The organism is Janthinobacterium sp. EB271-G4-7A (assembly GCF_020858075.1).
In the GTDB taxonomy this organism is placed as follows: domain Bacteria; phylum Pseudomonadota; class Gammaproteobacteria; order Burkholderiales; family Burkholderiaceae_D; genus Janthinobacterium; species Janthinobacterium lividum.
The window spans coordinates 60145-87139 of the sequence record NZ_JACYMI010000008.1; the positions used below are offsets into that span (position 1 = coordinate 60145).

The 26995-nt window shown below is 62.4% G+C and carries 29 protein-coding genes; 24 read left to right on the plus strand and 5 right to left on the minus strand.

Going from position 1 to position 26995, the window contains the following annotated elements:
- Positions 1-169 precede the first annotated feature (169 nt).
- The 24 genes from IGS58_RS28310 to tatC all read left to right on the plus strand — a co-directional run bounded on the left by IGS58_RS28310 (position 170) and on the right by tatC (position 17628).
- Entirely contained in the window at positions 170-979 is an 810-nt protein-coding gene (locus tag IGS58_RS28310) for an ABC transporter ATP-binding protein (protein WP_034781028.1), read from the plus strand.
- Positions 976-1758, plus strand: coding sequence for a lipid asymmetry maintenance ABC transporter permease subunit MlaE (mlaE, locus tag IGS58_RS28315; protein WP_034780952.1), 783 nt, complete (start codon positions 976-978; stop codon positions 1756-1758). Before IGS58_RS28310 ends, mlaE begins: the two co-directional genes overlap by 4 nt.
- 79 nt (positions 1759-1837) lie before the next feature.
- Entirely contained in the window at positions 1838-2308 is a 471-nt protein-coding gene (gene mlaD / locus IGS58_RS28320; protein WP_034753810.1) for an outer membrane lipid asymmetry maintenance protein MlaD, read from the plus strand.
- Complete coding sequence (locus tag IGS58_RS28325) at positions 2305-3189, plus strand: MlaA family lipoprotein (protein ID WP_230523262.1); 885 nt, start codon at positions 2305-2307, stop codon at positions 3187-3189. Before mlaD ends, IGS58_RS28325 begins: the two co-directional genes overlap by 4 nt.
- Positions 3190-3260: 71 nt before the next feature.
- Complete coding sequence (locus IGS58_RS28330; protein ID WP_230523263.1) at positions 3261-3896, plus strand: MlaC/ttg2D family ABC transporter substrate-binding protein; 636 nt, start codon at positions 3261-3263, stop codon at positions 3894-3896.
- A 52-nt stretch (positions 3897-3948) separates the two neighbouring features.
- On the plus strand, positions 3949-4296 hold the full coding sequence (locus tag IGS58_RS28335; protein WP_034780949.1) for an STAS domain-containing protein: 348 nt from the start codon (positions 3949-3951) through the stop codon (positions 4294-4296).
- A gap of 211 nt (positions 4297-4507) precedes the next feature.
- Positions 4508-5425: an ABC transporter ATP-binding protein gene (locus IGS58_RS28340; protein ID WP_034780948.1), complete on the plus strand. Its 918-nt coding sequence runs from the start codon at positions 4508-4510 to the stop codon at positions 5423-5425.
- Positions 5422-6183 carry an ABC transporter permease gene (locus tag IGS58_RS28345; RefSeq protein WP_034780947.1) on the plus strand — a complete coding sequence of 254 codons (762 nt, stop codon included), beginning with the start codon at positions 5422-5424 and terminating at the stop codon, positions 6181-6183. Before IGS58_RS28340 ends, IGS58_RS28345 begins: the two co-directional genes overlap by 4 nt.
- 46 nt (positions 6184-6229) lie before the next feature.
- The gene (locus IGS58_RS28350; protein ID WP_034753824.1) at positions 6230-6466 is read left to right on the plus strand and encodes a BolA family protein; all 237 of its coding nucleotides are present in this window, start codon (positions 6230-6232) and stop codon (positions 6464-6466) included.
- A gap of 4 nt (positions 6467-6470) precedes the next feature.
- The gene (gene murA, locus IGS58_RS28355) at positions 6471-7721 is read left to right on the plus strand and encodes a UDP-N-acetylglucosamine 1-carboxyvinyltransferase (RefSeq protein WP_034780946.1); all 1251 of its coding nucleotides are present in this window, start codon (positions 6471-6473) and stop codon (positions 7719-7721) included.
- A 12-nt stretch (positions 7722-7733) separates the two neighbouring features.
- Complete coding sequence (gene hisG / locus IGS58_RS28360) at positions 7734-8402, plus strand: ATP phosphoribosyltransferase (RefSeq protein ID WP_230523264.1); 669 nt, start codon at positions 7734-7736, stop codon at positions 8400-8402.
- 26 nt (positions 8403-8428) lie between these two features.
- Complete coding sequence (hisD, locus tag IGS58_RS28365; RefSeq protein WP_070257790.1) at positions 8429-9754, plus strand: histidinol dehydrogenase; 1326 nt, start codon at positions 8429-8431, stop codon at positions 9752-9754.
- Positions 9751-10683: a DNA-methyltransferase gene (locus IGS58_RS28370; RefSeq protein ID WP_373630591.1), complete on the plus strand. Its 933-nt coding sequence runs from the start codon at positions 9751-9753 to the stop codon at positions 10681-10683. Before hisD ends, IGS58_RS28370 begins: the two co-directional genes overlap by 4 nt.
- Before the next feature lie 33 nt (positions 10684-10716).
- A complete protein-coding gene (gene hisC, locus IGS58_RS28375) occupies positions 10717-11811 on the plus strand; it encodes a histidinol-phosphate transaminase (protein WP_230523265.1) in 1095 nt (364 codons plus the stop codon).
- 19 nt (positions 11812-11830) lie between these two features.
- Entirely contained in the window at positions 11831-12421 is a 591-nt protein-coding gene (hisB, locus tag IGS58_RS28380; protein ID WP_010402123.1) for an imidazoleglycerol-phosphate dehydratase HisB, read from the plus strand.
- A 38-nt stretch (positions 12422-12459) separates the two neighbouring features.
- Positions 12460-13098, plus strand: a complete 639-nt coding sequence (gene hisH / locus IGS58_RS28385; protein WP_071653704.1) for an imidazole glycerol phosphate synthase subunit HisH — start codon at positions 12460-12462, stop codon at positions 13096-13098.
- A gap of 55 nt (positions 13099-13153) precedes the next feature.
- A complete protein-coding gene (hisA, locus tag IGS58_RS28390) occupies positions 13154-13927 on the plus strand; it encodes a 1-(5-phosphoribosyl)-5-[(5-phosphoribosylamino)methylideneamino]imidazole-4-carboxamide isomerase (protein WP_034780937.1) in 774 nt (257 codons plus the stop codon).
- Between the two features lie 60 nt (positions 13928-13987).
- Entirely contained in the window at positions 13988-14749 is a 762-nt protein-coding gene (gene hisF, locus IGS58_RS28395) for an imidazole glycerol phosphate synthase subunit HisF (RefSeq protein ID WP_034753845.1), read from the plus strand.
- A gap of 34 nt (positions 14750-14783) precedes the next feature.
- Positions 14784-15221: a phosphoribosyl-AMP cyclohydrolase gene (hisI, locus tag IGS58_RS28400; RefSeq protein ID WP_034753847.1), complete on the plus strand. Its 438-nt coding sequence runs from the start codon at positions 14784-14786 to the stop codon at positions 15219-15221.
- Positions 15218-15589, plus strand: coding sequence for a phosphoribosyl-ATP diphosphatase (locus IGS58_RS28405; protein WP_070257793.1), 372 nt, complete (start codon positions 15218-15220; stop codon positions 15587-15589). The genes hisI and IGS58_RS28405 overlap by 4 nt, the downstream gene beginning before the upstream one ends.
- A gap of 16 nt (positions 15590-15605) precedes the next feature.
- The gene (locus IGS58_RS28410) at positions 15606-15977 is read left to right on the plus strand and encodes a histidine triad nucleotide-binding protein (RefSeq protein WP_070257794.1); all 372 of its coding nucleotides are present in this window, start codon (positions 15606-15608) and stop codon (positions 15975-15977) included.
- Between the two features lie 80 nt (positions 15978-16057).
- Positions 16058-16294, plus strand: a complete 237-nt coding sequence (gene tatA, locus IGS58_RS28415) for a Sec-independent protein translocase subunit TatA (RefSeq protein WP_034780931.1) — start codon at positions 16058-16060, stop codon at positions 16292-16294.
- Between the two features lie 48 nt (positions 16295-16342).
- A complete protein-coding gene (gene tatB, locus IGS58_RS28420) occupies positions 16343-16876 on the plus strand; it encodes a Sec-independent protein translocase protein TatB (RefSeq protein ID WP_034780928.1) in 534 nt (177 codons plus the stop codon).
- Positions 16873-17628 carry a twin-arginine translocase subunit TatC gene (gene tatC, locus IGS58_RS28425; protein ID WP_034780926.1) on the plus strand — a complete coding sequence of 252 codons (756 nt, stop codon included), beginning with the start codon at positions 16873-16875 and terminating at the stop codon, positions 17626-17628. The genes tatB and tatC overlap by 4 nt, the downstream gene beginning before the upstream one ends.
- A gap of 84 nt (positions 17629-17712) precedes the next feature.
- Here the strand turns inward: tatC and IGS58_RS28430 are convergent, their stop codons facing one another.
- The 5 genes from IGS58_RS28430 to IGS58_RS28450 all read right to left on the minus strand — a co-directional run bounded on the left by IGS58_RS28430 (position 17713) and on the right by IGS58_RS28450 (position 26973).
- On the minus strand, positions 17713-18093 hold the full coding sequence (locus tag IGS58_RS28430; protein WP_230523266.1) for a hypothetical protein: 381 nt from the start codon (positions 18091-18093) through the stop codon (positions 17713-17715).
- A 171-nt stretch (positions 18094-18264) separates the two neighbouring features.
- A complete protein-coding gene (locus tag IGS58_RS28435) occupies positions 18265-20124 on the minus strand; it encodes a DUF885 domain-containing protein (RefSeq protein ID WP_070257819.1) in 1860 nt (619 codons plus the stop codon).
- A gap of 169 nt (positions 20125-20293) precedes the next feature.
- Positions 20294-20782: a hypothetical protein gene (locus IGS58_RS28440; protein ID WP_099395782.1), complete on the minus strand. Its 489-nt coding sequence runs from the start codon at positions 20780-20782 to the stop codon at positions 20294-20296.
- A 69-nt stretch (positions 20783-20851) separates the two neighbouring features.
- Positions 20852-25033 (minus strand): DEAD/DEAH box helicase, encoded by a 4182-nt coding sequence (locus IGS58_RS28445; protein ID WP_230523267.1) that lies wholly within the window; start codon positions 25031-25033, stop codon positions 20852-20854.
- Positions 25030-26973 (minus strand): dipeptidyl-peptidase 5, encoded by a 1944-nt coding sequence (locus IGS58_RS28450; protein ID WP_230523268.1) that lies wholly within the window; start codon positions 26971-26973, stop codon positions 25030-25032. The genes IGS58_RS28445 and IGS58_RS28450 overlap by 4 nt, the downstream gene beginning before the upstream one ends.
- Positions 26974-26995 lie beyond the last annotated feature (22 nt).

A 26995-nucleotide genomic window follows, 5' to 3' on the forward strand; every position in this document is an offset into this window, starting at 1 on the left:
CATGCCATCGTGCAGGGACGCGATGTGGCGGCCGAATTTCCACTACAATATCTGACTTTCGATTCATTAGTGTTGTATTCTTCCCCTTTACGGGGCTGTCCCAAGGGGTGTCTCAGCAGAGGTTGGCGTTTCTGCACTACAATACGCCATTAAAATAGTGAGCTTCGTCGTGCCAAATCTTGTTGAGATCCGTGATTTACACTTTGCCTATGGAGAACGTTCGATTTTATCGGGCCTTCAAATGGATTTCCCACGTGGAAAAGTTGTGGCCGTCATGGGTGGCTCCGGCAGTGGCAAGACGACCGTATTGCGCCTGATCGGCGGGCAGCTGCGCCCCAGTTCCGGTTCCGTGAATGTCGACGGGCAGATCGTGCATACGCTGGGGACCGACGAGTTATACCAGCTGCGCCGCAAGATGGGCATGCTGTTCCAGCACGGCGCCCTGTTTACGGACTTGACGGCGTTCGAGAACGTGGCGTTTCCCCTGCGCGAACACACGGACTTGAATGAAGAGCTGATCCGCACCCTGGTGCTGATGAAACTGCACGCCGTGGGACTGCGCAATGCGGCGCAATTGAAGCCGGCCGAGATCTCGGGCGGCATGGGCCGCCGCGTCGCGCTGGCGCGCGCCATCGCGCTCGACCCCGAACTGATCATGTATGACGAGCCGTTCGCCGGCCTGGACCCGATTTCCATGGGCGTGACGGCGAATTTGATCCGCAATCTGAACGATGCGCTGGGCTCCACGTCTATCCTGGTATCGCACGATGTGAAGGAGTGTTTCGCCATCGCTGATTATGTCTATTTTCTGTCATCGGGCAAGATCGTGGCGCACGGCACGCCGGCCGAGATGGCCGTGTCGACGCATCCGTACGTCAAGCAGTTCGTCAATGCCGAGGCCGATGGCCCCGTACCGTTCCATTATCCGGGCAAGTCGCTGGCCGACGACCTGGGTCTGCAGACGGGGGGCGGCCGATGATCGCGCGTTTCCTGGCGGCGATCGGTGCATGGTTGCGCAATTCGGTACAAGACCTCGGCTTTGCCGTGCGTTCGTTTTTTATCATCATCGCCTCGTCGGGCGGGCTGTGGCGCCGTCCGCGTCTGGTGATTGAGCAACTGTTTTTTATCGGTAACCGCTCTCTGGTGATTACCGCCGTCTCCGGCCTGTTTGTCGGCATGGTGCTGGGCTTGCAAGGGTATTACACCTTGACCACGTACGGCGCCGAACAGTCGCTGGGCTTGCTGGTGGCGCTGTCCCTGACGCGCGAACTGGGCCCGGTCGTCACGGCGCTGCTGTTCGCGGGCCGCGCCGGCACGTCGCTGACGGCGGAAATCGGCCTGATGAAGGCGGGCGAGCAATTGTCGGCCATGGAAATGATGGCCGTAAACCCGATCCAGCGCGTGCTGGCGCCCCGTTTCTGGGCCGGCGTGATCGCCATGCCGATCCTGGGCGCCATCTTCACGGCCGTCGGCATCATCGGCAGCTATCTGGTCGGCGTGGTGCTGATCGGCGTCGATGAAGGCTCGTTCTGGTCGCAGATGCAAGGCGGCGTGGATGTCTGGAAGGAAGTGGGCAATGGCACCATCAAGAGCCTGGTGTTCGGTATTGCCGTGACCTTCATCGCGCTGTTCCAGGGTTACCAGGCACAGCCGACGCCGGAAGACGTGTCCGGCGCCACCACGCGCACGGTGGTCATTTCATCGTTGATGGTGTGGTGGCTCGATTTCATGATGACGGCGTTGATGTTTAGCAAGTAATTGCCGATCAGCTACAAACAGCGGGCCTGGGCAAGATGTTGCGCAGGCGGCAGCAAGTAAAAATTATTTAGGATTGTTTATGCAACGTAAATCTTTGGATGTCTGGGTCGGCTTGTTCGTCTTGCTGGGTGTGGCGGCATTGATGTTTCTGGCGCTCAAGGCCGGCAATATGAGCTCGCTGTCTTTCAGCAAGACGTATACCATTAGCGCCAAGTTCGACAATATTGGCGGCCTCAAGCCGCAGGCGCCCGTCAAGGGTGCCGGCGTGGTTGTGGGCCGGGTCTCGGAAATCGTCTTTGACGACAAGACCTACCAGGCGCTGGTGAAACTCGACATCGAAGATGGCTACAAATTTCCGAAAGACAGCTCGGCCAAGATTTTGACGGCCGGTTTGCTGGGTGAGCAATATATCGGCCTGGAAGCAGGCGGCGATTTGGCGAACCTGGCAGAGGGCGACAAGATCGCCCGTACTCAATCGGCCACAGTGCTGGAAGACCTGATCAATCAGTTCATCTACAGCAAGGCAGCGGAAGGAAAGGACAGCAAATGAGCGAGTCGACCAAGCAATCCCAAGGCAGCCTGGTACGTATCGGCCTGGCCATGGCCATCGCCGCCAGCGTGAGCGCTTGCGCCACCGGCACCAACCCGCGCGACCCGCTGGAAGGGTATAACCGCGCCATGTTCAAGTTCAACGACACCGTTGACCAGGTGGCCCTGAAACCGGTCGCCACGGCTTACAAGAAAGTCACGCCATCGTTCGTGCAAACGGGCGTGGGCAACTTCTTCGGCAACTTGTCCGACGTGTGGAGCGCCGTAAACAACTTATTGCAAGGCAAGGGTGAAGCGGGCTTGCAAGACGTCGTGCGCGTCAGCATGAACTCGACTTTCGGTATCCTTGGCCTGATCGATATCGCCTCGCAGGCGGGCATCCCTAAGCATAGCGAAGACTTTGGCCAGACCCTGGGCTGGTATGGCGTCCAGTCTGGTCCGTACGTGATGCTGCCGCTGCTGGGCCCATCGACCGTGCGCGACACGGCGGCCCTGCCGCTCGATATCGCGGGCGACCCATGGCGCTACAAGGATCCGGTCAATGTGCGCAATATCGGCACGGTGACGCGCGTGGTCGACAAGCGCGCCGCGCTGCTCGACGCGACCAATCTGATGGAAGCGGCCGCGCTGGACCGTTATGAATTCATCCGCGACGGCTTCCTGCAGGCGCGCGAAAGCAAGGTTTTCGATGGCGATACGGACCGCCGCGACCGCAAAGTGCCAAAAAACGACACCAGCGATTACGAGCCGGAGTACGATGCGAAACCCCAGGCGGCCCCGGTAGAAGCGCCGCCCGCCAAGGTGGCCGCCCAGCTGGCACCTGCGGACCTCGTAACATCTGGTAGCAATACCGTTGCCGCCGAGGCCAAGTCGCAGGAGTAAACTCCGGTACAGGAACACCACGGCTGCGATCAACGCCAGCCGGTGCATAGCAACACCATGAAAGGTAAACCATGAAATTGATGAAACAACTGCTGGCGATGGCCACCATCGCCTTTGCCACCGCCGCCCAGGCCGCCCCCGCCGTGGAAGCGCCGGACGTATTGGTCAAACGCATCAGCCAGGACGTGATCGACACGGCCAAGTCCGACAAGGCCATCCAGGCTGGCGATATCAAGCGCGTCACCGAATTGGTGGAAAGCAAGATCTTGCCGTACGTGGATTTCCAGCGCATGACGTCGCTGGCCGCCGGCCGCCACTGGCGCGACGCCACGCCGGACCAGCAAAAGCAGCTGGCCGCGGAATTCCGCACCCTGCTGATCTACACATACTCGGGCGCCCTGTCGCAGATCAAGAACGAAACCGTGGAATTCAAGCCGCTGCGCGCCGATCCTAGCGATACGGAAGTGGAAGTGCGCTCGCAGGTGAACGTGGCGCGCGGCGAACCCGTGCCCCTGAACTACCGCGTGGCGAAAACCCCGTCCGGCTGGAAGATCTATGACATCAACGTGCTTGGCGCGTGGCTGGTGGAAACGTACAAAAGCAGCTTCGCCAGCGAGATCAGCAAAGGCGGCATCGATGGCCTGATCAAGACCCTGGCCGCGAAAAACAAGGCCCTGGCCAGCCGTCCCGCTGCCAAAGCCAAATAATCGGCTATCATATAGCTCCTGACCCAGCTCCAGACCAGCGCAGCCCGACGCCATGCCAGACTCTCTCGACACCTTGCAGTCCCTGACTTCCCTGACCGTGCACAATGCCACTTCGGCATTGGAGCAGGGTCTGGACGCCATCCGCTCGGGGCAGACGAAGTTTGACTTGCGCAACGTCAAGGCCGTCGATTCGGCAGCCGTCTCCGTCATGCTGACGTGGCAACGCGCCGCGCAGGATGCCGGCGGCGTGCTGGAGCTGAAAAATCTGCCGAACAACCTGAAAAACCTCACCAAGCTGTATGGCGTCTGCTCGCTCGTCTCGAGCACCCTGAGCGCCGACGACTGCGCCAGCGCCGGCGGCCACGCCGAACGCAGCCCGTCCGACCTGCATCATCATTGATCCTGTCCCACTCCCCGCATCAGCAGTAGCTTTCAAGCCGGCAGGCCAGCAGCGCCGCCGGATTGATCTCCAAGTGTTCCACGAATTTTCCAACTATAATTGACTGTTGCGCCGTCCTCGCCTGAAGGCGGCGCCCTGCACCGGCCTGCCGGCCTGGATGTCTCCGGCAACTGGCGCATCACACCAGACGCATTACACTTGAAACAAGCACATGACCGCAATTCAAATAACGAATGTAGAAAAGAGCTATAAATCGCTCAAGGCGCTGGGCGGCGTGTCGCTGGCCATCGAGGAAGGCGAATTTTTCGGCCTGCTCGGCCCGAATGGCGCCGGCAAGACGACCCTCATTTCCATCATCGCCGGCCTGATACGCCCCGACGCGGGCACCGTCAAGATCCACGGCCACGATGTCGTCACGGACTTCCGCAATGCGCGCCGCAACCTGGGCGTGGTGCCGCAGGAACTGGTGTTCGATCCATTCTTCACCGTGCGCGAAACCCTGCGCCTGCAGTCCGGTTACTTCGGCCTGCCGAACAACGACAAGTGGATCGACGAGGTCATGGAAAATCTCGACCTCACCGGCAAGGCCGACACGAATATGCGCGCCCTGTCCGGCGGCATGAAGCGCCGCGTGCTGGTGGCCCAGGCGCTGGTGCACAAGCCGCCCGTGATCGTGCTCGATGAGCCGACTGCCGGCGTCGACGTGGAACTGCGCCAGACCCTGTGGAAGTTCATCTCGCGCCTGAACCGCGAAGGCGGCCACACGGTCGTCTTGACCACCCACTACCTGGAAGAGGCGCAAGCCATGTGCCAGCGCGTGGCCATGCTGAAGACGGGCAAGGTGGTGGCGCTCGACACCATGTCGGCCCTGATCCGCCGCATCGCCGGCTCGCAGCTGCAGGTGCACCTGAAACACGGCGCCTTGCCGGCCGACCTGCAGCACCTGGTGCTGCACCCGGAAGAACAGCAGGCGCCGAACAAGTTCAGCCTGCGCGTCAACGAATACAGCGAAGTCGAAAAAATCCTCGCCCGCCTGCGCGAAGCGGGCACCGAGATCGATGAAATGCAATTGCAACAAGCCGACCTGGAAGATATCTTCTTGCAGATCATGGATAAAGGTACCGTATGATTTCGACAGGATTTCGCACCCTCGTCTACAAAGAGACGCTGCGCTTCTGGAAAGTGGCGACGCAAACCGTGGCCGCGCCCGTGCTCACGTCGATGCTGTACCTGCTGGTATTCGGCCATGTGCTCGATGGCCGCGTGGAGCCGAGTCCCGGCGTCAGCTACACGGCCTTTTTGATCCCCGGCCTGGTGATGATGAGCGTGCTGCAAAACGCGTTTGCCAATTCCTCGTCCTCGCTGATCCAGTCGAAGATCACGGGCAACCTGGTGTTCGTGCTGCTGACGCCCCTGTCGCACTGGGAAATCTTCTCGGCGTATGTACTCGCTTCCGTTGCGCGCGGCCTGGCCGTGGGCTTTGGCGTGTTTGCCATCACTTGCTGGTTCGCCGACCTGTCGTATGTCGCGCCGCTGTGGATCGTCGTCTTCGCCTTCCTCGGAGCCGCGATGCTGGGCACCATGGGCCTGATCGCGGGCATCTGGGCCGAGAAATTCGACCAGCTGGCCGCCTTCCAGAACTTCCTGATCATGCCGGCCACCTTCTTGTCGGGCGTGTTCTATTCGATCCATTCGCTGCCGCCATTCTGGCAGACGGTGTCGCACCTGAACCCCTTCTTCTACATGATCGACGGCTTCCGTTACGGCTTCTTCGGCGTGTCCGACGTCAGCCCGTGGCTCAGCCTGTCCATCGTCGCCGGCTTCCTCGTGATCCTGGCGCTGGCGTCGATCCGCCTGCTGAAAAGCGGTTACCGATTACGCCACTAATTGCGGCACACCCCATCACTACATTATTCAATATCAAGGACTTATCGTGACCACCACTCCAGAACTGATCCACGGCTATCTGTCGGCCGGCCTCGAATGCACGCACCTCGAAGTGGAGGGCGATGGCCAGCACTTCCAGGCCGTGATCGTCTCGCCCGCGTTTGCCGGCAAGCGTTTGATCCAGCGCCACCAGATCGTCTACGCGGCGCTGGGCGACCGCATGCGCGAAGAAATCCACGCGCTGTCGATGAAAACCCTGACACCTGAAGAATTCCAAGGATAAGCACATGGACAAGCTCCTCATCAACGGCGGCAACCGCCTGAACGGCGACATCGCCATCTCCGGTGCGAAAAACGCCGCCCTGCCCATCCTGTGCGCCGGTCTGCTGACTGCGGGCGACCTGGACCTGACCAACGTGCCGCATTTGCACGACGTGGCCACCATGTTGAAACTGCTGGGCCAGACGGGCCTGAAAGTGCGGCAGGACGGCGACCGTGTGGTCCTCAACGGCAGCGCCATCGACACTCTGGAAGCGCCGTATGAACTGGTGAAAACCATGCGCGCCTCGATTCTCGTGCTGGGCCCCATGCTGGCGCGCTTCGGCGAAGCCAAGGTCTCGCTGCCGGGCGGCTGCGCCATCGGTTCGCGCCCCGTCGACCAGCACATCAAGGGCCTGGAAGCGCTGGGCGCCGAGATCCGCATCGAGGCGGGCTACATCTACGCCAAGTGCGCCAAGCTGAAAGGCGCGCGCATCGTCACCGACATGATCACCGTCACCGGCACCGAGAACCTGCTGATGGCCGCGACCCTGGCCGAAGGCGAGACCATCCTGGAAAACGCCGCCTGCGAACCGGAAGTGACCGACCTGGCGCACCTGCTCGTGGCCATGGGCGCGAAGATCGACGGCATCGGCACCAGCCGCCTGGTGATCCAGGGCGTGGACGCCTTGCACGGCGCTTCCCACGCGGTGATCGCCGACCGTATCGAAACGGGCACCTTCCTGTGCGCCGTGGCGGCCACCGGTGGCGACATCACCCTGCGCAACGTGCGCACCGATATCCTCGACGCGGCGCTCGACAAGCTGCGCGCCATGGGCCTGACGATGACCTTCGGCGCCGACTGGATCCGCGCCGAGATGTCGGCCCGTCCGAACCCCGTCAGCTTCCGCACGACGGAATACCCGGGCTTCCCGACCGACATGCAGGCGCAGTTCATGGCCGTGAACACGATCGCCAACGGCGCCAGCCGCGTCACCGAGACGATTTTCGAGAACCGCTTCATGCACGTGCAGGAAATGAACCGCCTGGGCGCCGATATCACCATCGAGGGCAACACGGCCATCATCGCCGGCGTCAAGCAGCTGCGCGGCGCGCCCGTGATGGCGACCGACCTGCGCGCCTCGGCGTCGCTGGTGATCGCGGCCCTGGCCGCCGACGGCGAAACGCTGATCGACCGCATCTATCACCTCGACCGCGGCTACGACCGCATGGAAGTGAAGCTCTCCGCCGTCGGCGCGAACATCGTACGCATCAAATAACAAGGAACGAGCATGAACGGATCGAACACGGGCGACAATTCACAGCTGATACTGGCGCTCTCGAAAGGCCGCATTTTTGAGGACACCATGCCGCTGCTGGAAGCGGCCGGCATCAAGGTGCTGGAAAACCCGGAGACCTCGCGCAAGCTGATTTTGGCCACCAACGATCCGAACGTGCGCGTCATCATCGTGCGCGCCAGCGACGTGCCGACCTACGTGCAGTACGGCGCGGCCGATTTCGGCGTGGCGGGCAAGGATGTCCTGCTCGAACACGGCGGCGAAGGCCTGTACCAGCCGATCGACCTGAATATCGCCGCCTGCCGCATGTCGGTGGCGGTGCAGGCCGGTTTTGATTACGAAAAGGCCGTGCACCAGGGCGCGCGCCTGCGCGTGGCCACCAAGTTCGTGCACACGGCGCGCGAGCACTTCGCCGCCAAGGGCGTGCACGTCGACCTGATCAAGCTGTATGGCTCGATGGAGCTGGCGCCTTTGGTCGGCCTGTCCGATGCCATCGTCGACCTGGTCAGCACGGGCAGCACCTTGCGCGCGAATAACCTCGTCGAGGTCGAGCACATCATGGAAATCTCGTCGCGCCTGGTGGTCAACCAGGCTGCGCTCAAGCTCAAGCGCGAGCGCTTGCAGCCGATTATCGAGGCGTTTGAACGCGCCTCGCAAGCCTAGACACATTCAGTAGCAGAAAGCCGATTATGCCGATACAGATACGCAAGCTCGATTCAAGCCAGGATGGTTTCCAACAATCGCTCGACACGCTGCTGGCGTTCGAGGCGGGCACCGATGCAGCGATTGAAATGTCGGTCGCGAAAATCCTGGCCGATGTGAAAACGCGCGGCGATGCCGCCGTACTGGAATACACCAACCGTTTCGACCGCATCCCGCATGGCGGCGCGGCGGAAATGGCGGCCTTTGATATTTCGCAAGCCGAATTGCAGGCGGCCCTGAACGGCTTGCCGTCGGCGCAGCGCGAGGCGCTGCAGATCGCCGCGCAGCGCATCCGCGCCTTCCACGAACGCCAGCGCGAGGAATTGCGCGGTTTTAGCTATACCGAGCCCGATGGCACGGTGCTGGGCCAGAAGATCACGCCGCTCGACCGGGTCGGCATCTACGTCCCGGGCGGCAAGGCCGCCTACCCGTCGTCCGTGCTGATGAACGCCATTCCCGCGCACGTGGCGGGCGTGGGCGAGATCATCATGGTGGTGCCGACGCCGGACGGCGTGAAAAACCAGATGGTGCTGGCCGCCGCGGCGATTGCCGGCGTGACGCGCGTGATCACCATCGGCGGCGCGCAGGCCGTTGGCGCGCTGGCCTACGGCACGCAGACGATTGCCGCCGTGGATAAAATCGTCGGCCCCGGCAATGCCTATGTGGCCGCCGCCAAGCGCCGCGTGTTCGGCATCGTCGGCATCGACATGATCGCCGGGCCATCGGAAATCCTGGTGCTGTGCGACGGCACGACGGACCCGGACTGGGTCGCGATGGATCTGTTTTCGCAGGCCGAGCACGACGAACTGGCGCAGGCGATTCTGCTGTGCCCCGACGCCGATTACATCGCCCAAGTCGAAGAGAGCATCGCCAAGCTGCTGCCGACGATGCCGCGCCAGGCCACCATCAGCACCTCGCTGCAGGACAGGGGGGCGCTGATCAAGGTGCGCAGCATGGAGGAAGCGTGCGAGATCGCCAACAGCATCGCCGCGGAACACCTGGAAATCTCGGCGGAAAACCCGCAGCAGTGGGCCGAACAGATCCGCCACGCGGGCGCCATGTTCCTGGGCCGCTTCTCGTCCGAATCGCTGGGCGACTATTGCTGCGGTCCCAATCACGTGCTGCCGACTTCGCGCACGGCGCGCTTTTCGTCGCCGCTGGGCGTGTACGATTTCCAGAAGCGCTCGTCCATCATTCACGTCAGCGAGGCTGGTGCGCAAACCCTGGGCCGTGTCGCCGCCACGCTGGCGTATGGCGAAGGCTTGCAAGCGCACGCACGCAGCGCCGAACTGCGTCTGAAGCCGCAGCCATGACGAATATGGCGGAGCAGCCGGACTGGGTCAACCGGGTCTATTGCGAAGATGCGCTGGCAGGGCTGGCGCGCATTCCCGATGGCTCGGTGGACCTGATCCTGACGGATCCGCCGTACAACCTGGGCAAGGATTACGGCAATGCCTCGGACCAGCAGTCGGTGGCCGACTACCTGCGCTGGACGGAAGAATGGATCGATGCGGCGCTGCCCAAGCTGAAAGCCAACGGCAGCCTGTATATCTTCCTCACCTGGCGCTATTCGCCGGAGATCTTCGTCATGCTGAAACAGCGCATGGCGATGATGAATGAAATCATCTGGGACCGCCGCGTGCCGTCCATGGGCGGCAGCGTGCGCAGCTTTTCATCGGTGCACGACACCATCGGCTTCTTCGTCAAGCGCAAGGATTACTACTTCGACCTTGACGCGGTGCGCATCGCCTACGACGCGGCCACCAAGAAAGCCCGTTCGCGCTCGATCTTCATCGGCGCCAAATGGCTGGAAGTGGGCTACAACCCGAAAGACTTGTGGAGCGTGTCGCGCCTGCACAAGGAACACCCGGAACGGGCCGACCACCCGACACAAAAGCCGCTCGAGATCATCGAGCGCATGCTCAAGGCGTCGTGCCCACCCGGCGGCGTGGTGCTCGACCTGTTCATGGGCAGCGGCACCACGGCCCTGGCGGCGAAGCGCTGCGGGCGCGATTTCGTCGGCTTTGAGTTGAACCCCGATTACTGCGCCATCATCGAACAGCGGCTGGCGGCGCTGGCGCAGGAGCTGGCCGCGCCGGCCGCGACCAAGCCCGCCAAGGCGGCAGCGAAGAAACCGGCAGCGGCCAAAAAACCGGCCGCCGTGAAAAAACCGCCCGCCGCGAAAAAAGCGCCGGCCCGCAAGGCGCGCAGCGCCGCCGTGCCGGAAGACGTCGTCATTTAGTCTCCATTTAATTCCATCAGGAGTGTTTGCAGCATGTCTTTCCTCGATCAGTTAATCAGCAACACCGTGCGCTCCGATGTACGGGCCGTCAAAAGCTACCAGGTAGCCGATGCCAGCGGTTACATCAAACTCGATGCGATGGAAAACCCGTATCCGCTGCCGCAGCATCTGCGCGAGGAGCTGGGCGCGCGCCTGGCCGGCGTGGCGCTGAACCGCTATCCACCGTCGTACGCCAGCCTGCAGGCGGCCATCTGCGCCAAGCTGGGCGTGCCCGCCGGCTTTGACGTCATGCTGGGCAACGGCTCCGATGAACTCATTTCCATCCTGGCCATGGCATGCGCCCGCCAGGAGCCGGGCAAGCGCGCCGTGCTGCTGGCGCCCGTGCCCGCCTTCGTCATGTATGCGCGCTCGGCGCAGTTTGCCGGCATGGATTTCGTCGGCGTACCCTTGCAGGCCGACTTCAGCCTGGACATGCCGGCCATGCTGGCGGCGATCGAAGAGCACCGCCCGGCGCTGGTCTTCCTCGCCTATCCGAACAACCCGACGGGCAACCTGTTTGCCGCTGCCGATATCGAACGCATCCTGGCGGCCCTGGGCGACACGGGCATCGCCGTCGTCGACGAAGCGTATGAGCCGTTCGCGCAGCACAGCTTCATGGGCCGTTTGCCCGAGTTCGAAAACTTGGTGGTGATGCGCACCGTGTCGAAACTGGGCCTGGCCGGCATCCGCCTCGGCTACATGTCGGCCGCGCCGGCCCTGCTGGCGCAATTTGAAAAAGTGCGCCCGCCGTATAACGTGAATGTGCTGACGCAGGCGGCGGCCGAATTCGCGCTCGATCATCTCGACGTGCTCAATGCCCAGGCGGCCCTGCTCAACAGCGCGCGCGACGACCTGGCGCTGCGCCTGGCGGAACTGCCCGGCGTGACCGTGTTTTCCTCGAAGGCAAATTTTCTTCTGATTCGTGTGGCTGATTCCGACGATGTTTGCGCAAAACTGCTTGCCCGCAGGGTTTTAATTAAAAATATGAGTAAAATGCATGTTGCGCTGGCCAATTGCCTGCGCATCAGCGTCAGCACCCCGGAAGAAAATTCCCTTTTTTACGATGCCTTCAAGGCATCCCTCGTTTAGCCTATCGCCAGAGCCTCCCATGAACCGCACCGCAGAAATCACGCGCAACACCAATGAGACGCAAGTTCGCGTCGCCCTCAACCTGGACGGCACGGGCCAGCAAAAGCTCAATACGGGCGTGCCCTTCCTCGACCATATGCTGGACCAGATCGCCCGCCACGGCTTGATCGACCTGGATATCGAAGCGACGGGCGACGTGCATATCGATAACCACCATACGGTGGAAGACGTGGGCATCACCCTGGGCATGGCCGTGGCCAAGGCCATCGGCGACAAGAAGGGCATCCGCCGCTACGGCCACGCGTATGTGCCGCTGGACGAGGCGCTGTCGCGCGTGGTGCTCGATTTCTCGGGCCGCCCGGGCATCGAATACCACATCCCGTTTACGCGCGCCATGATCGCCGGCTTCGACGTCGACCTGACCTTGGAATTTTTCCGCGGCTTCGTCAACCATGCGGGCGTGACATTGCATATCGACAACCTGCGCGGCACGAATGCCCACCATCAATGCGAAACCGTGTTCAAGGCCTTTGGCCGCGCGCTGCGCATGGCTGCCGAGCTCGACGAGCGCGCGGCCGGCATCATTCCATCGACCAAGGGCAGCCTGTAAGCGCCGCTCTCGCTATAGTGTAGATTCCGGGATCAAACATGAATAAAATTGTGGTGGTGGATTACGGCATGGGCAATTTGCGCTCGGTAGCGCAAGCGCTGCGCGCCGTGGCGCCGGAAGCCGACGTACGCATTTCCGGCGCGGTGGAAGATATCGACAGCGCCGACCGCATCGTCTTGCCGGGCCAGGGCGCCATGCCTGACTGCATGCGCAGCCTGCGCGAATCGGGCGTGCTCGAAGCGCTGCTGCGCGCCGCCGACAGCAAGCCCGTGCTGGGCGTATGCATCGGCGAGCAAATGTTGTTCGACGGCAGTGAAGAAGGCAATGCGGCCGGTCTGGGCTTGTTGCCAGGCAAAGTCGTGCGCTTTCAGCTCGACGGCCAGGTGCAGGAAGATGGCTCGCGCTTCAAGGTGCCGCAAATGGGCTGGAACCAAGTGCGGCAGACAGCGTCCCATGTCATGTGGGATGGCATTGCCGACAACGCGTATTTTTACTTCGTGCACAGCTATTTTGCTCAACCTCAAGAGGCGGCGCACACGGTGGGCGAGACTGTCTATGGTGCGCCGTTCGCTTGCGCCGTCGCCCGTGATAATATTTTCGCGACACAGTTTCACCCTGAAAAAAGTGCTGCCGCTGGCTTGCAGCTGTACAAGAACTTTGTTCACTGGCAACCTTAACGTTGGCTCTCCGGCTTTTTTTCCGCCTCTCACTCACTTTTAAACCACACTGACCATGCTGCTTATTCCCGCCATCGACCTGAAAGACGGTCACTGCGTACGCCTGAAACAAGGCGATATGGAACTCGCCACCGTATTTTCCGAAGACCCGGCCGACATGGCCCGCCATTGGCTGATGCAAGGCGCCCGCCGGCTGCACCTGGTCGACTTGAACGGCGCCTTTGCCGGCAAGCCGAAGAACGAAGGCGCCGTCAAGGCCATCCTGAAAGCCGTGCAGGATTTCGCCGTGGAAAACGACATCGAGGAAATCCCCGTGCAGCTGGGCGGCGGCATCCGTGACCTCGACACCATCGAGCGCTACCTCGACGCCGGCATCACCTACATCATCATCGGCACGGCGGCCGTGAAAAGCCCCGGTTTCCTGCACGACGCCTGCAGCGCCTTCCCGGGCCACATCATCGTCGGTCTCGATGCCAAGGATGGCAAAGTGGCAACGGATGGCTGGAGCAAGATGTCGGGCCACGAAGTGATCGACCTGGCGAAAAAATTCGAAGCCTACGGCGTCGAATCGATCATCTATACGGACATCGGCCGCGACGGCATGATGGGCGGCATCAATATCGAGGCCACCGTCAAGCTGGCGCAAGCCGTCAAGATCCCCGTCATCGCCTCGGGCGGCCTGCACAATATCGGCGACGTGGAAGCGCTGTGCGCGGTCCAGGCCGAAGGCATCGAAGGCGTGATCTGCGGCCGTTCCATCTATGAAGGCACGATCGACCTGGCGCAGGCGCAGGAACGCGCCGACGAACTGACCGACGCCGCCGTTTAAGCCTGCCTGGCCGGGGCGTGCGCGTGCATGCCCTGGCCTGGCGACAATCTGGATACCATCATGCTTGCAAAACGTATCATCCCCTGCCTCGACGTGACGAATGGTCGCGTTGTCAAAGGCGTCAATTTCACGGAATTGCGCGACGCTGGCGACCCGGTGGAAATTGCCCGCCGTTATGACGAGCAGGGCGCCGATGAAATCACTTTCCTCGACATTACCGCGTCCAGCGACAACCGCGGCCTGATCTTCGACATCATCGAAGCCGTGGCGTCGCAAGTGTTCATTCCGCTGACCGTGGGCGGCGGCGTGCGCGTGGTGGAAGACGTGCGCCGGCTGCTCAACGCGGGCGCCGACAAGGTCAGCATCAACACCTCGGCCGTGACGAATCCCCAACTGGTGTACGAAGCCTCGCAAAAGCACGGCTCGCAATGCATCGTCGTCGCCATCGACGCCAAGCAGGTGTCGCCCGGCAAGTGGGAAGTGTTTACCCATGGCGGGCGCACTGCCACGGGCCTGGACGCGTTTGAGTGGGCGCGTAAAATGGAAAGCCTGGGCGCCGGCGAAATCTTGCTCACCAGCATGGACCGCGATGGCACCAAGGTCGGCTTCGACCTGGGCCTGACGCGCGGCGTGTCCGATGCCGTCAGCATTCCCGTCATCGCCTCGGGCGGCGTGGGCGGCTTGCAGGATCTGGTCGATGGCATCAAGGTGGGCCGCGCGGACGCCGTGCTGGCCGCCAGCATCTTCCACTATGGCCAGCACACGGTACAGGAAGCCAAGCGTTTCATGGCGCAGCAGGGCATTCCCATGCGCCTGGCGTAAAGATCAGCAGTAAATACAGGCAGGATAGAAGAACATGCAAAACGGAACCATCGTAGCAAGCAATGCCAAGTGGCTGAAAAAGGTCAAATGGGACGAGCACGGCCTGGTGCCCGTGATCGCGCAGGAAGCGGGCAGCAATGACGTGCTGATGTTCGCCTGGATGAACCGCGACGCGCTGGCGCGCACGGTGGAACTGGGCGAGGCCGTGTACTGGAGCCGTTCGCGCAAGAAACTGTGGCACAAGGGCGAAGAATCGGGCCACACGCAAAAGGTGCTGGAAATCCGCCTCGATTGCGACGAAGACGTGGTCTTGCTGAAAATCGAGCAAGCGGGCGGCATCGCCTGCCATACGGGCCGCCATTCGTGCTTCTTCCAGAAGTTCGAAGGCGACGAAAAAACGGGCGAATGGCAAGTCACCGACCCCGTCCTGAAAGACCCTGAGACGATTTACGCGGAAAGCAAGAGCAAATGAGTGAAACGTTAAAACGCCTGGCCGCCGTGATCGAATCGCGCAAGCTGGCCAATGGCGGCGACCCCGCCACGTCGTATGTCGCACGTCTGTTTGCCAAGGGCGATGACGCCATCCTGAAAAAAATCGGCGAAGAGGCGACGGAAACCGTGATGGCCGCCAAGGATGCGCGCCGCGACAACGACTCGTCGAAGGTCTTGTACGAATGCGCCGACCTGTGGTTCCACTCGCTGGTGATGCTGGCGCAGTTCGACCTGACGCCGCAGCAGGTGCTCGACGAGCTGGCGCGCCGCGAAGGCCTGTCCGGCCTGGAAGAAAAGGCGGCGCGCAAGGATGAGCTGCGCGACGCCGGCGAAACAGACAAACACTGACCTGATTGGAGCGTGCGTGGATAACTGCATTTTTTGCAAAATTGCTGCAAAACAAATTCCCTCGACCATCGTGTATGAAGACGAGGACTTGCTGGCCTTCAAGGACATCAACCCGGCCGCCCCCGTGCATCTGCTGTTGATCCCGAAGCGCCACGTGGCCAGCCTGTCCGATTGTGACGATAGCCACACGGAAATGCTGGGCAAGCTGCTGCGCCTGGCGCCGAAACTCGCTGCCGAGTTCGGCTGCGCCGTCAGCTATGACGCCGATGGCACGCCTGCCGGCGGCTTCAAGACCATGATCAACAGCGGCCCGAACGGCGGGCAAGAGGTGTATCACCTGCACATGCACGTGTACGGTGGCCCCCGTCCCTGGCGCGGCCAGCACTGATTTCGCCGTGCGCCGGGTTCACGTGTATACTACCGGCATTGGTTGACGCTATTCGGGCACCGTCCCGCAAGGAGAATGTGATGGGTTCATTGAGTATTTGGCACTGGGTGATCGTTCTGGTCATTGTGATGCTGGTCTTCGGCACCAAGAAACTGGGCAATATCGGCGGTGATATCGGCAAGGCCGTCAAAGGCTTCAAGGATGGCGTCAAGGGCGAAGATGACGCTCCGGCAGCCAATACCCCTCCTGCTGCGCCATCGCAAGTGGCCGACAAAAGCACCATCGACGTCGAGACGAAAGAGAAAAGCAAGTTCTGATAGCGTGGCGGGGCGCTTGCCTCGTCCGGTAACAGCCCTTGTCCGCTTATGATCGATCTCGGTCTCTCTAAAATCGCCATCATCGGCGTGGTTGCGTTGATAGTCATCGGCCCTGAAAAGTTGCCGAGAGTGGCGCGCATGGCCGGCACCCTGTATGGCCGCGCGCAACGCTATCTGAACCAGGTGAAATCCGAAGTGTCGCGCGAAATTGAGATGGAAGAGCTGAAAAACCTGCAGAAGGAAGTGCAGGATGCAGCCCATTCCGTCAAGCAAAGCGTGGAGAAATCCATGCATGGCGTGGAAAACTCGATCTCCGGCAACCTGGCCGAGGTGGAAAACGCCTGGCGCGGCGATTCCAGCTCGTATGAGGGGCATCACGATGCCCATGAAGCCATGCTGCGCGCCACCAACGATGACCTGGCCCGCAAGGCGCGCGAATTCCGCCGCAAGAAGCTGGTGCGCAATTCCGCCATCCCTGGCTGGTACAAGCAGCGCCATGGCGGCAAGCTGCACGTGCAGTCGGCGGCCGCCCGCGTGGCGCGCTTCCGTCCGCGCGCCAGTTCCTCCTCCTTTTACTCATGAGTAGCAAATCTCCGGTGGAAGAAACTTTTATCTCGCATCTGGTCGAGCTGCGCAACCGCCTGGTCAAGGCCTCGATCGGTATCGCCGTCGTCTGCGCCGTGCTGTTCTACTGGCCCGGCCCCTCGCAAATCTACGATTTTATTGCGGAGCCGATGATCGCCTCGCTGCCGGCCGGCTCGAAAATGATTGCCACCGGCGTCATTTCGCCGTTCCTCGTGCCGATGAAAGTGACGCTGGTGATCGCCTTCATCGTCGCCTTGCCCTGGGTGCTGTACCAGATGTGGGCCTTCATCGCCCCCGGTCTGTACACGCATGAAAAGCGCCTGATCGCGCCGCTGGTCATCTCGTCGTCGCTGCTGTTCATCGCTGGCGTGGCCTTTTGCTATTTCTTCGTGTTTGGCCGCGTCTTTCACTTCATCAGCGACTTTTCGCCATCGTCGATCGCGGTGACTCCCGATATCGAAAACTATCTCGATTTCGTCATGTCGATGTGCCTGGCCTTTGGCGCCACCTTCGAAGTGCCCGTGGTGGTGGTGATCCTCGTGCGCATGGGGCTTGTGTCCATCGCGAAACTCAAGGAAGTGCGTCCCTACATCATCGTTGGCGCCTTCGTGATTGCCGCCATCGTCACGCCGCCGGACGTCGTCAGCCAGTTCTCGCTGGCCATCCCGATGTGCCTGCTGTTCGAGCTGGGCTTGCTGGTGGCGCCCATCTTCGTCAAGGCAACCCAGGCGCCGGAAGAAGCGTCCTAGACGGCCCGCAACGCGTGCCGATACGAGCCGCTGGCCTCCCTCGGGAGCTGCGGCTTTTTTATCGCCAAGAAAGTTGGTGGGTGCTTACTGCAGCATCAGTTTGCTGAGGATGCCCAGGTTAAGCAGGATCAGGGTGCTCATCATCCAGTACACGTGTTTCATGTCGGCGCCATGGCGCAAGTCCAGGCGTTCCAGGCGGGCGTCGAATTTTTGCTCCAGTGTATCTATTCTGGTATCGAATTTCAGTTCCAGCGCATCCACTCTGGTATCGACCTTTTGCGCCACCAGCTTGATTTCCCCCAGCAGATTGCGCTCCAGCGCCGCCAGCTCGCCATGCACGACCACGGCCGAACCCAGCACTTCGCCCAGCGCCGTCGCATGCGCTTCCGCCTGCTGCGTGGGCACGCCGGCCGAGGCGAGGCGTTTGGCGTAATCGAGGGTGTCGAACTGGATGGGCATATGCATGGACGCTCCTGTATCCAGCCTAGCAGGAAAATCGGCAATTGCCAGTGAGGAGTGCGGTGGCGCCTGCCTTCCCATGAGCTTAATGGACAGGCGCGCCAGTGGTTTGCGATAGCGCAAACCCATGCAAAAAGGGCGCCGCAGCGCCCTTTGGAAGGTCATGCTGCGTGCGCGTTAATTCATCAGTTCCTTGATGACTTTCACAGGCGCGCTGCCGTAGCTGAGGAATTGCTCATGGAAATCCTTCAGTACGAATTTGTTGCCCAGCGCTTGCTTGCGCTGTTCGCGCAAGTCCATGATTTCGCTGTAGCCGCTGAAATAGCTGGTCAGTTGTACCGAGCTCAGCTGCACGCGGCGCCATTTCTCTGTCGCTTCACGCTTGGTCTGGAAGGCCTGGCGCGTCAGCAGGTCGAGCGCTTGCGCTTCCGTCATGCCCAGCACGTGCACGCTGTAGTCGAGGATGGTATTGGTGACGCTGCGCAAGTTCCACTTCGAATACATCAGCCACATTTCCGGCGCGTTATTGCCATAGCCCGATTCGAGCATCATGCGTTCGCCATACACGGCCCAGCCTTCGATCATGGCGCCGTTGCCGAAGATGGACTTGACCAGAGACGGCGACTTGTTGGCGTACACGAGCTGCGTGTAGTGGCCGGGAATGGCTTCGTGGATATTCAGGATCTGCAAGATCCAGTGGTTGTATTCGCGTAAGCTGCTTTCCGCCTGCTCCGGCGTTTCGCCATCGAGCGGCGTCACGTTGTAATAGGTGCGGTCTTGCGGACGGTACGGGCCGGGCGCCTCGATGCTGGCGCCAGCCACGCCGCGCTGGTAGGCCGGGGTTTCACGCACGACCAGAGGCTTTTTCGGATCCATCGTCAGCAGGTTGTGGCTGGTTACCCATTCCTGCAATTGCGGGATCTGGCGGCGGATTTCCGGCACGAAATCGGCGGCCGCCACGTGGTTGCTGGACAGCTTGTCGATCACCATGCCGATCTTTGCCGTGCGGTCCGCCGGCTTGGCCGTATTGCCCATGGTTTTCACCCACAGCTCGTCGGACAGGCTATCCATGTGCTCGAGCAGCTTTTCGCGCGCGGCCAGGGCTTTCTGGTACATCTGCTCGGCGCTCACGCTGGCCTGGATATCGTAGGCGAATTTCTGTTCATATAGCTCCTTGCCGATGCGGAAGGAGCGCGCGTTGCCGTTCTGCGCCAGCGCGGCATCCTGTTCCGTCAGCCAGGCCGCGTAGCCTTGCACGGCCGTGCGGGCCGCGGCGATGCGCGCGTTGTACAGCTGTTTTTCCGCCGGCGTCAGGATGGAGCCCTGTGCCGTCTTGTTCAGGTCATCAAGTACGCTGAGCACGCCGGCGCTCTGGGCGATGGCCAGCTGCGTGTGTTCGCGCGTGGGATTGACGATGCTGGCGCGCGCGGCCGCATAGTATTGCGGCACGCTGGCGATGCGCTTGAGCAAGGTGCGCAGGCGCTGCGGCTGGGCCGCGTATTCCGTGTTCAGGATAAAGTCGATGGAGCCGGCCACGTTGTACTGGGCGGGATTCCATTCGAATTCGCGGAAGGTGGTCAGGTACCAGCGATCCGCTTGCAGTTTATTCGTCAGCAAGGCCAGGTCGGTACGTTGCTTGTCCGACATTTTGCCGGCATTCAGCTTGCCGAACTTGCCCAGCCATTCTTCGATGAAGGCCAGTTGCTTCTGGCGGCTGGCCGCGTCGGGAATGCTCAGGTTGGCGGCGCCATCGTACTTGCCGACGGAAATCGCGCTTTCCGGGTCCAGGCGCCACAGGGCCGTGAGGAACTGGCCGCTCAGGTTATTCATGGAACGGTCGCTGCTGTTCTCGCTGGCGACGGCCGCTACCGTGGCTGCCGTGGCGGCGCTGACGACGGCCGCTTTCTTGGCGACGGTTTTTTTCTTGCTGCTGCTGGTGCTGGCCTTGCCTTGCTTCTGCGGCTTCTTGGCGGCGCTGGCCGGTGCCAGGGTAAAGGCCATCATCAATGCGGCGAGCGCAACTTTATTTTTTATCAGCATAGTTTATCTCTTGAATATTTTGCCGTTTGTTCTCATCAGAAAATAATAAACTGATAATATAAGTAACAAACAACTATTGAAAGGTTGGCCTTGCTTGCCTGGGCGGCCCAAAGATTAGCATTAATTGCCGCCGCTGCGCAGTTTTTTGCGCCGGGCGCGCGCGGCGCTAGACGACGATAGCGCTGCCGCGCAGCATCTCCTGATGGCGCGCATTCAGGGCCGCCACGGCATCCTTGCCGCGCGCCATGCCGGTGGCGTGGATTTCCGTTTCCTGCGTGTAGCGCTGGCTGACTCTTACCGTATAGGACTGGAACAGCCAACTCCAGAAGTTCGTTTCATAGACGGCTTCATCCATGTCGCGCCATTTCACGCCCGCGAGTTTCTTTTTCCAAGGCAAGATGCCAGATGCCAGCCAGACGCCCGCCTCGTCGTAGTACAGCTGGTAGCTGCGGATGGTCAGCAGACGGTAGCCGACGATCAGGGCCGAGCCGATCAGCACCACGAAGGCGGCGCGCGCGTTGTACTTGAAGGCCAGCGGCAGGGCGGCAAAGAATAGCAGCACGGCAATCAGGAAGGTGCTGACGTAGGCGGTCCAGGATTTGCCGCATAAAAAGGTGGCGCGCTGGCCGGCGCTGGTGGCGATATAGTCGGTCATGGCATGGGAGGGCAACAGGGAAAAACGATCATCGCATGGAACGCGGTGGCGCCGCTCATTTTTTCAATCTCATTGCTTCAAGCCCTCCTGCAGCATGCCCAGCATGTCATTGGCCGACATGCGCGCGGCCGCATCGCTGCCTTCCAGCAAGCTGTCGGCCAGGTCGCGCTTGTGCTGGTGCAATTCGACGATGCCTTCCTCGATCGTGTGTTTCGCCACCAGGCGGTAAATGGTGACGGGGCGCAATTGCCCCATGCGGTGGGCGCGGTCCGAGGCCTGGTCTTCCACGGCCGGGTTCCACCACGGGTCCATGTGGATCACGTAATCGGCCGCCGTCAAATTGATGCCCATGCCGCCCGCCTTCAGGCTGATGAGGAAAACGTCGCCCTCGCCCGCCTGGAAGGCGTCCACGCGGCGCTTTCGCTCCTGCATGGGCGTGCTGCCATCGAGATACTGGTAGCGCACGCCATGCTGCTCCAGGTGCTGGCGGATCAGGGTCAAATGGTCGACGAACTGGCTGAAGACGAGCACCTTGTGGCGGTTTTCCAGCAAGCCCGACAGCAATTGGGCGAACGCCGCCAGCTTGCTGCTGGCCAGGCCCAGCTCGGGCGCCACCAGTTGCGGATTGCAGCAGGCGCGACGCAGCTTCATGATTTCCGCCAGGATCTGGATGGCTTTCTTCGATGCCGGCCCTTCCACCATGGCCAGCTTTTCCAGCGCTTCGCGGCGCAACGATTCGTACAGCGCCGTTTCCTGCGGCGACAATTCCACTTCCAGCACGATTTCCGTGCGCGATGGCAATTCCGACAGCACTTGCGTCTTCGTGCGGCGCAGGATGAATGGCGCGATCAAGCGGCGCAGCCGCAGCCGCGCGCCGGCCGCCGCCCGCTTGTCCTGATCTTTCTCAATGGGTCCGGCGAAGCGCAAATTAAACTGGTCGAGGGTGCCCAGCAAACCGGGGTTGATGAAGCGGAACAGGTTCCACAATTCACCCAGGTGGTTTTCCAGCGGCGTGCCGCTGGCCACCATGCGGAAATCCCCTTGCAAGGCCATCACGGCTTGCGAGCGCTTGGTGGCGCCATTCTTGATGGCTTGCGCTTCGTCCAGCACGATCGTATGCCAGCGCACGCCGGCAAACATAGTGGCTTCCTGCTGCAGCAAGCCATAGCTGGCCACCACCACGTCGAAGGGCTGCAAGGTATCGAGCATGTCGGCGCGGTCGCCGTTGCCGAACAGTTTGATGTTCAAGGTGGGCGCGAAGCGCTGCGCTTCGCTGATCCAGTTCATGCACACGGACGTGGGGGCGACGACGAGGGTGGGGCCGTTCGGCGCGCGCGCCAGGATCAGGGCCAGCGCCTGCAATGTCTTGCCGAGTCCCATATCGTCGGCCAGGCAGGCGCCCACGCCCCAGTGCGCCAGCCGCGCCAGCCAGTTAAAACCGGCCAGCTGGTAATCGCGCAAGTCCGCCTGCAAGGTGCTGGGCAACTGCGGTTGATAGTCGTCGAGGGCGCGCAGGCGCAGCAAATGTTCGCGCCACAGTTTGTCAGCCTTCACGCCGCCCGCATCGTTGGCCAGCTCTTCCAGCGCGAAGGCGGCCAGCGGGTGGATGTGCACGCCGTCGGCATGCGCTTCGCCATACGCGGCCAGCTCGGACAGGCGGCGGTGCAGTTCGTCGCTCAGAGCCAGGAACTGGTTGTCGCCCAGGGCCACGAAGCGGCTTTTGTTGTTCTGCATCAAGTCGAGCAGGGCGCGCAAATCCATTACCTTGTCTTCGTCGATCTGCACTTCGCCGCTGGCGGCAAACCAGTCTTTTTCGCTCTTGATATTCAGGCGCATCTGGCCGCTGTCGATGCGTTTCGACACGCGCATGGTTTCGCCTTCGGGCCAGGCCAGCACGATGCTGGCGGAGTCCAGCGCTTGCAGTTCGACCAGCAATTGCAGACCCAGGGCAGGCTGGCCCAGCAGCCACTCGCCATGCTCTTCTTCCGCGTCTTCCAGCACCAGACACTTGCCGATGAGCTGGCGCTGCGCCTCGCGTTCCGCATTCAGGTCGCGCCGCGCCTGCACTGCCCGGCCCGCCACGTCGGCAAACACGCTTTCGGCGCCGCTGCCGGGGGCGTAATAGGCGCCGTTGTCGAGCAGCGGACGCACTAAAATCTGCATCTTGAGGCCCTGCTGATAGGGCAGCAGGTGCACGTGCAGGCGGTGGTCGGCCGTGATGGCTTCCGCGTCGCCGGCGCCGCCGCCGATGTCCGATTGCACGGTGACCATGGACGAGATGGCGCCGATCGCCTGCATCACCTGTTTTTCCGCATGCAGGGGCACGGACAGGCCCAGGCCCACGATGGCGCCGATGCGCCGGTGCTCGTCGAGGATGTGCACCACGCGCAGGCGCGTCGGCGTTTCGCGCTGCACCACCACATTGCTGCCGTTGTCGGGCAGCGGCGGTTGCATGCCTAGCCATAGCTGCCCTTCGTGCGACTTGATCAGGAGCTCGGGCGCGCCGGCGATCAGTTCCACGCGCGTGTCGGGATGGTCGAGCCAGAACACGAGCGGATGGCCCACCAGCAAGACGGCGGCCTTGTCGAGCTCGATTTCATAGCGGGGCGCTGACGAATAGTATTGCTTGAACGGCGCGATGCTGCCGGCCGCGCGCGCGTCTTGCGGCGTGAGAAAATCGATGTCGCCGGCCTCTTCGGCCAGGCGTTTCAGACCCATGGCGCGGCCCTTGCTCCAGCCGCCGCGCGCGTCGCGCTTCTGCTCGCGCACTTCCACGGCAGTGAGGCCGAAGCGCGGGTCGAATGCCACCAGCCACACGAGGCGCGACACGCCACCCAGCGCTTCGGCGGGCGCATTTTGCTGCAGGTTGATCAGCGCGCTCAGCTGGCGCTGCCACGCTTCCTGGCGCTCAAACCACGGCGCCATGTCCGTCAAGCCGTGTTGCGCCCGCTTGGCCGTCGCATAGCGCTCCTGCTGCGCCTCGCCCATCAAGCCCAGCAAGCCGGCCGCCTGCGCCGCGATCAGATCGTAGCCGGCCGCGTCCGCCTGCTGCACCAGCGACCGCAGCTGGTCCTTGCGCTCGCTCAATTGCGGTAGCGCCAGCCAGTAGTACAGCAAGCCCTGGAACAGCTGCGCCTGCAGTCCCGTTTCCCAGCTGCGCGTGGGGATGCTTTCCGCCAGCTGCACGCCGCCGCGCACCAGGCGCAAGGTGTTCAGTTGCTGGTAGACGATGCTGTCGTGGTTCGGCTGCGCATGCAGGGCGATATCGAGGTAGGTTTCCGCGCTCTTCAGCAGCTTGGCGTCGTTACCGCGCAGCAAGGCCAGCACGTACAGGTGGCCGCCGATGCCCGTGAAGCACAGCTTGCGCTTGCCTGCCTCCTTGCGCAGTCCTTTCAAGGCTGTCTCGAAGCCCGCCACGGCGTGCGCGTGCTCGCCGCGCAACAGGGCGATGCTGCTGTCGACAAACAGCGCCTGCGGCCCCTGCTGGCCTGCCAGGTAGCGCGCGGCCGCGTCGAGTTCGCCGCACAGCAGGGCGTCTTCGGCCAGGGCCAATGGCAGGGCGGCGCCGATATGGTCGCCGGCGGCCGCCTGGCGCGCATGATGCGCGCGCGCGTAGGCGCGGATGGCGTGCGCCGTGGCCGGCTCGCGCGGGGCGTTGCCCAGCAGCACGGCGAGGATGTCATCCTGCAGTTGCGGCATGACGAAAGACAACATTTCCGGTTCGAACGGCCGGCCGAAAATTTCGATCAGCGGATGCAACTGCTGCGCTTCATAGCACGCCATGCAGGCGGCCAGGATGGCGGCCACGTGGCGCACCTCGTCATTGCGCAGCAGGGCGATGCGCAGGCGCGCCACGCCTTGCCGGTAGCTGCGCAATTCCACATAGCCATCCCAGTTGCGGCGCACGGGGTTGATCAGCTCGATGGCCTGGCACAGGTCGCGAAACACCAGGTGCTCGATGGCGGCGCGCATGGCGGGCCAGCGCAGCCTCGCTTCGCAGGCAAAGCCCCGCCCGACGATCTCGGACGCCAGCGCCAGGCGCGTCAGCCGCTGCAGCATGTTGGTTACCACCAGCAGGGAAAACGGCGTGCCGTCCGGCTCGACGACATTGGCGCGCTGCAAGTGTTCATACACGGCATGCTTGCCCACCGGTTCGCCCGTGATCGCCAGCAAGGCCAGGATCATCTGTTCATGCTGCTCCAGTGCGGCGAACTCGTCCAGCAGATGCTGGTCACCATTCTGCTCGGTCATGCGGGCAAGTTGGCGATCTGCACGGGCGGCTCGCCGGCCGCCACGGGCAGGCCGAACACGCGCTGGTAGAAATACAGTTCCGCCTCCAGGGTGCGCACGATGTTTTCCGCCTTGCGGAAGCCGTGTCCCTCGCCTTCCAGCGGCACGTACGCGACGGGCACGCCGCGCGCCTGCAAGGCGTCGACCATCAGCTGCGACTGCTGCGGCGGCACGACCTTGTCATCGAGGCCCTGGAAGAAGATCATCGGGCGCGACAATTTATCCGTGTGGTGGATGGGCGAGCGCTCGCGGTACAGCGCCTCGGCCTGCGGTTGCGAGGCGATCAGGTAGTCGGTGTAGCGCGATTCGAATTTGTGCGAATCGTCGTCCAGTCCCTTCAGGTCGGACACGCCATAGTAGCTGGCGCCCGCCTTGAAGACGTCGTGGAACGTCAAGGCGCACAGGGTGGTCAGGCCGCCCGCGCTGCCGCCGCGGATGATCAGGCGTTCCGGGTCGGCCAGGCCGTTGGCCGCCAGGTAGCGCGCGCCGGCGATGCAGTCTTCCACGTCGACGATGCCCCATTGCCCGCGCAGCGCGTCGCGGTATTCGCGGCCAAAGCCGCTGCTGCCGCCATAGTTGACGTCGAGCACGCCGATACCGCGGCTGGTCCAGTACTGCGTTGCCAGTTTCAAGGTATTGCTGGCCATGCTGGTGGGACCGCCGTGGCTGATGACGATGACGGGCGGCAATGTTCCTGCCGGCGCCTGTACATCGCCATTCGTGGGCGCATAAAAGAAGGCGTAGGCCGTGCGGCCATTGCTGCTAGGAAAACTCAAGCTGCGCGGCACGGAGAGATAGTCGAGCGCGGGCAGGGCCGTGATCGACTGCGCCAGCACTTCCAGCTCATGGTTAGCCAAATCGATGCGCGCCAGTTCCAGCGCAATGGTGGGGCTGCCGCCCAGCAGTGCGACAAAGCCGGGCCCCACGCGCAGTTCGCGGATTTCCTGGTACGGGTGGGAAATCGGCTCCAGCTTGGCCGCCGCCACGTTCAATTGCGCCAGGTAGCTGATGCCGGCCTGGATATACGTGCAGACGATCTCGTCGTCGGAAAGAAAGCCGTACATGCTGCCGCCGAAGGTCCAGTGCGGCGTGGCAAATTCCGCTTCCATCGGGCACAGTGCCTCGATGTCGGCGCCGTGCAGGCGGTACAGATTCCACCAGCCGCTGCTGTCGGAGACGAAGTGCAGCAAGCCGCTGGGCGACCATTCCGGCTGGCAGATCGATTCGCGCGCGCCGCCGGCGATCAGGCGCGGCGAACCGAGGCTGCCGTCCGCATGCACGTCGGCCAGCCACAGTTCCGTGCCTTGCCATGGCAGGCGCGGGTGATCCCAGCTGATCCAGGCCAGCTGGCTGCCGTCCGGCGACAAACGCGGCGCCGCATAAAAGTCGTGGCCGCGCGCCAGCATCGTTTCGCGCCCGTCGAAGCCGACGGCCACCAGGCAGTTTTCCGGATGCGCGTGGCTTTCCGCCGGATGCTGCTCGCGTACGGCGATCAGGCGGGAACGGTCCGCATCGACCACAAAATCCGCATGGCGCGTGCTGCCGCCCGTGGTGAATGCTTCCGGGGTGCCGTCGCCGTCCACGCGGTACAGGCAATTGTCGGCGAAATGCGAGAAATACACGCTATCGCCGGCAACGGCATACGCGCCGCCGCCGTATTCATGCACGCGGGTGCGCACATTGAAGGGCGCCGGCGTCAGTTCATCGACACGCGCGCCGCGCTGGCGCAGCAGGGTGTTGCGGCCCGCCTCGCTGGCGCGTCCGGCCAGCCAGAACACGTCGCTGCCATCCGCACCGCCCAGGGCCAGCTGCGTCAGCGGCGAGGCGCCGGCGGCGACGATGGCCGCGCTGATCGGCGATGGCCAGATGCCATAAGGGGTGCAAGATGCGGTCGAGGTCATGCGGGCTCCGTGTAGTGAGGGG